Below are 3,860 nucleotides of genomic sequence, written 5' to 3' on the forward strand. Positions count from 1 at the left end.
GAGTACATCGAAAACGGAGCCCGCCTCGGCTGGCTGCTCGATCCGCAAAACCGGCAGGTCTACATCTATCGTCCCCACCAGCCGGTGGAATGTCTGACTGATCCCGACGAACTTCGCGGTGATCCCGTGCTGCCGGGATTCATCTTCACCCCCCGCGAGATTTGGTAGGCGCCTGGACGGTGGTTCCCCGCCGCGTGCGAATCTCCCTCACCGAATAGATCGGTTTACGCTGCGATTCATAGTAGGTGCGGGAGACGATCTCGCCGATGAGACCGATGGAGATGAGCTGCACCCCGGTGATGATTAAAAGGATGGAGAGTAACAGCAGCGGGCCGTGCTGCTGCATGATGTGGATGTGAGAGACGAACTTCTTGACCGTGAGGTAAAGACCGATGAAAAACCCCACGGCCAAGGAAGCCAGTCCGAAGGGGCCGAAAAACTGGAGCGGGCGGGTGAGATAGCTCAGGAGAAATTTGATCGTGAGGAAGTCGAGCAGAACCCGAATCGTTCGTGACAGGCCGTACTTGGATCGTCCTTTATATCGGGGCCGGCTGGTGACGGGAATCTCGGCGATGCGGGACGCCCCCGACAGCGTCGCCAGCACCGGGATGAAGCGATGCAGCTCGCCATAGAGGCGCACGTTTTTGATTACCTGGCGGCGATAGGCTTTGAAGGTGGAGCCGAAATCCCGCAGCGGAAGGCCCGACAGCTTCGCCATCATCCAGTTGGCCACGCGCGAGGGGAGGCGGCGCGTCAGCAGGTTCTCCGTGCGATTCTTCCGCCATCCGCTGACGATGTCATAGCCCTCGGCGAGCTTCTCCAGCAAGCGGGGAATATCGCGGGGATCATGATGCAGATCGCCATCCATGGCAATGACGACTTCGCCCCGGGCGAAGTCGAAGCCAGCCGCCAGAGCTGCCGTCTGCCCGAAATTTTTACTCAAACGGATGAGGGCAACGGTCTCATCCTCATCGGCAAGACGGGCAGCAACGGCAGCCGTGGCGTCGCTGCTTCCATCATCCACGAAGATGATCTCGTAGGGTTCGCCGAGTTCCTCCATCACCTCTTTGATCTCGACGTAGAGCGGCTCGACGTTGCCCTCTTCGTTATACACCGGGATGACGATCGAGTACCGGACGGAGGCGTGTTCCGTGAACACGAGATCTTGTCTGACGTCGCTCTCGCTCCTCATCATGCCGACTCACAGGGATAGAGGTGCGGTGTCCATAACCTCAGGCAGGGTTTCACCTGAAGCGTGTGAAAGGGAGCAGTTCCGGGCTGCATCATTTCCTTCGCCAGCGCGTTCCTTCTTTCGTATCTTCGAGAATGATCCCGCGTTCGGCGAGAAGCCGTCGAATTTCGTCGGCGCGAGCGAAGTTACGCTCGGCGCGAGCCCGCGCTCGTTCCTCGATCAATGCCCGGACGTCCTCGTCCAGCAGCACCGTTTCTTCCGGGCCGAGAACGCCGAGCACCGTATCAATTCGAGCCAGCCACTCCAAGATGCGTTGCCGATCATCATGTCGCAGTTGCCCCTGGACGAGCGCCACGTTGGCCTCGCCGACAAGCGTGTGGAGCGCGGCGAGCGCCTGGGCCGTATTGAGATCGTTATCCATCCCCTCCTCGAACTCGACGGCCGCGCGACGGATGGCCTCGGCCATCGCGGGATTGGACCCCGATTCGCAACGGGCTTCTCGCAACCGGGCGCGAAAATCTCTCAGACTCACGAGCGTTGTTTCGGCAGCCCGCAGTCCATCAAAGGTGAAGTTGAGCTGTTTGCGATAGGGCACCGACAGCAGCGCGTACCGAATCGCCATCGGATCATACCCTCGCGCCACCAAATCCCGTAGCGTGTAGAAATTCCCCTTGGACTTGGACATCTTCTCCCCTTCGACGAGGAGAAACTCGGAATGGAGCCAGTAGCGCACGAATGGCTTGCCCGTCGCCCCTTCGCTCTGGGCAATTTCGTTCTCATGATGAGGGAAGATCAAGTCCACCCCACCGCAGTGAATGTCGAACGTCTCACCGAGATACTTCATGGACATCGCCGAGCACTCCAGATGCCAGCCCGGTCGTCCGACGCCGATCTCGGTCTCCCAGCGCGGCTCATAATCGTCCTTGGGCGCTTTCCACAGCACGAAATCGCGCACATCGGCCTTCTCATATTCATCAACGTCCACGCGCGCGCCGGGCCGAATCGCGTCGAGTTTGATCTTGGAGAGCTTCCCATACTCGGGAAAGGCGGAGATGCGGAAGTAGATCGAGCCGTCGCTCGTGTAGGTGTATCCGCGTGCCGTCAATCGTTTCACCAGGTCAACCATCTCCGGGATATGGTCCGTTGCGCGCGGCGTGACTTCCGGCACCTCCAGGTTGAGCGTGCGCATGTCTTCCTGAAAGGCGGCGATGTAGCGGTCGGTCAGCTCCCGGAGGCTGATGCCCTCCTCGCGGGCCCGGCGAATCGTCTTGTCATCCACGTCGGTGAAGTTCATGACGTGGAGGAGGCGATACCCCTTGTACTTGAGATAGCGTCGCAGGATGTCTATCGAAACGAACGTCCGAAAATTCCCGATGTGACCGTAATCATAGACGGTCAATCCGCAGCAGTAGAGACCGACCCTATCACCCTCCAGGGGAGCGAACTCCTCGATCTGCCCCGACAATGTGTTGCGCACTCGCAGCATCGTCCGCGCCCGACTCCGTTGACGCAAGCGGAAACATACACTGCTCTCTTCGGCCCTGTCAATCACCCGGCTCATCACCGTCAGAGGGGAGCTGTCGGTCATCTCACGCACCCGGAGACGGGCTCCCGTCCATTGACTTCTTTCCGAGGCGATGCCTTAATTGGGAGCGTACCGAGGGCGACGCGGTAACATCACAAACACGGCGGGAGGTGCAACGGTGCTGTTGGTCATAGATGTCGGCAACACCAACATGGCTCTTGGCGTCTATCGAGGCGATCAACTCGTGACCGTCTGGCGACTGACGACCCAGCGCGAGCGCACGGTGGATGAGCTGGGCATCCTTTGTCGAAATCTTTTCGCTCTCGAAGGTCTGGAATTTTCCACCGTGACGGCGATCATCATCGCGTCGGTTGTTCCGCCCCTCGATTTTCCTCTCCGAAAGATGGCCGAGACCTATTTCGGCATCGAGCCTCTTTTCGTGGATGCGAGCGCGCCGACGGGACTGCCGATCCTTTATGACAATCCCCAGGAGGTGGGAGCTGATCGCATCGCCGACAGCGTCGCCGCTGCCGCCAAATACGGGACGCCGGCGATTGTGGTGGACTTCGGCACGGCGACCACCTTTGATGCCATCTCCGCCACCGGAGAATATCTCGGGGGCGTCATCTGTCCCGGCATCATGATCTCTGCCGAAGCCCTCTTTGAACGCACGGCGAAGCTTCCTCGCGTGGACATTCGTCGTCCCGGCTCCGTTATTGGAAAATCAACGGTCGCCAGTATACAATCGGGCCTTTACTTCGGATATATCGGACTGGTTGATGGTGTGCTGGAGAGGCTCATCGAGGAGCTGGGGCCGGAGACACGAGTCATTGCCACCGGCGGGCTCTCTCACCTGATCGGTCGAGCCTCTCGCTATATTCAAACGATTGATGACAATCTGACTCTGGATGGACTGCGGATCATCTATGAGCGATGGAAACAAGCAGAGTCATACACGGGAACAAGCTCTCGCAGAAGTACACGGGAAACCAGAAGCTGAGGAATCGGCCTCGGGGGCTCAGGCGTCCTCGCCGAGCGACGACTTTCGCCTGAACTACTTCAACTATTTCACCGAGGTGGAAGAACATTTCGTGCGACGGCGGGGCAAGCATCTGCTCGTCTCGACGCTCGATTGGGCGATCA

5 protein-coding genes are annotated in these 3,860 nt (G+C 59.2%); 3 read left to right on the forward strand and 2 right to left on the reverse strand.

Annotation, left to right across the window (positions count from 1 at the left end; translation table 11 throughout):
- Positions 1-168 (forward strand): Uma2 family endonuclease (locus VNM72_15165; GenBank protein ID HXF06735.1); only part of this gene is annotated, 168 nt, incomplete at its 5' end.
- On the opposite strand, the gene VNM72_15170 is transcribed toward VNM72_15165, so the two are convergent.
- Positions 146-1,159 carry a glycosyltransferase family 2 protein gene (locus VNM72_15170; protein HXF06736.1) on the reverse strand — a complete coding sequence of 338 codons (1,014 nt, stop codon included), beginning with the start codon at positions 1,157-1,159 and terminating at the stop codon, positions 146-148. The genes VNM72_15165 and VNM72_15170 overlap by 23 nt on opposite strands.
- Before the next feature lie 124 nt (positions 1,160-1,283).
- Positions 1,284-2,780: a cysteine--tRNA ligase gene (gene cysS, locus VNM72_15175; GenBank protein ID HXF06737.1), complete on the reverse strand. Its 1,497-nt coding sequence runs from the start codon at positions 2,778-2,780 to the stop codon at positions 1,284-1,286.
- A 115-nt stretch (positions 2,781-2,895) separates the two neighbouring features.
- Between cysS and VNM72_15180 the strand changes: the two genes are divergently transcribed.
- A complete protein-coding gene (locus VNM72_15180) occupies positions 2,896-3,717 on the forward strand; it encodes a type III pantothenate kinase (protein HXF06738.1) in 822 nt (273 codons plus the stop codon).
- Positions 3,644-3,860, forward strand: a 217-nt coding sequence (locus VNM72_15185; GenBank protein ID HXF06739.1) for a hypothetical protein, incomplete at its 3' end; no start/stop codon positions are given. The genes VNM72_15180 and VNM72_15185, both read left to right, overlap by 74 nt.

This window comes from Blastocatellia bacterium (assembly GCA_035573895.1).
Classification (GTDB): domain Bacteria; phylum Acidobacteriota; class Blastocatellia; order HR10; family HR10; genus DATLZR01.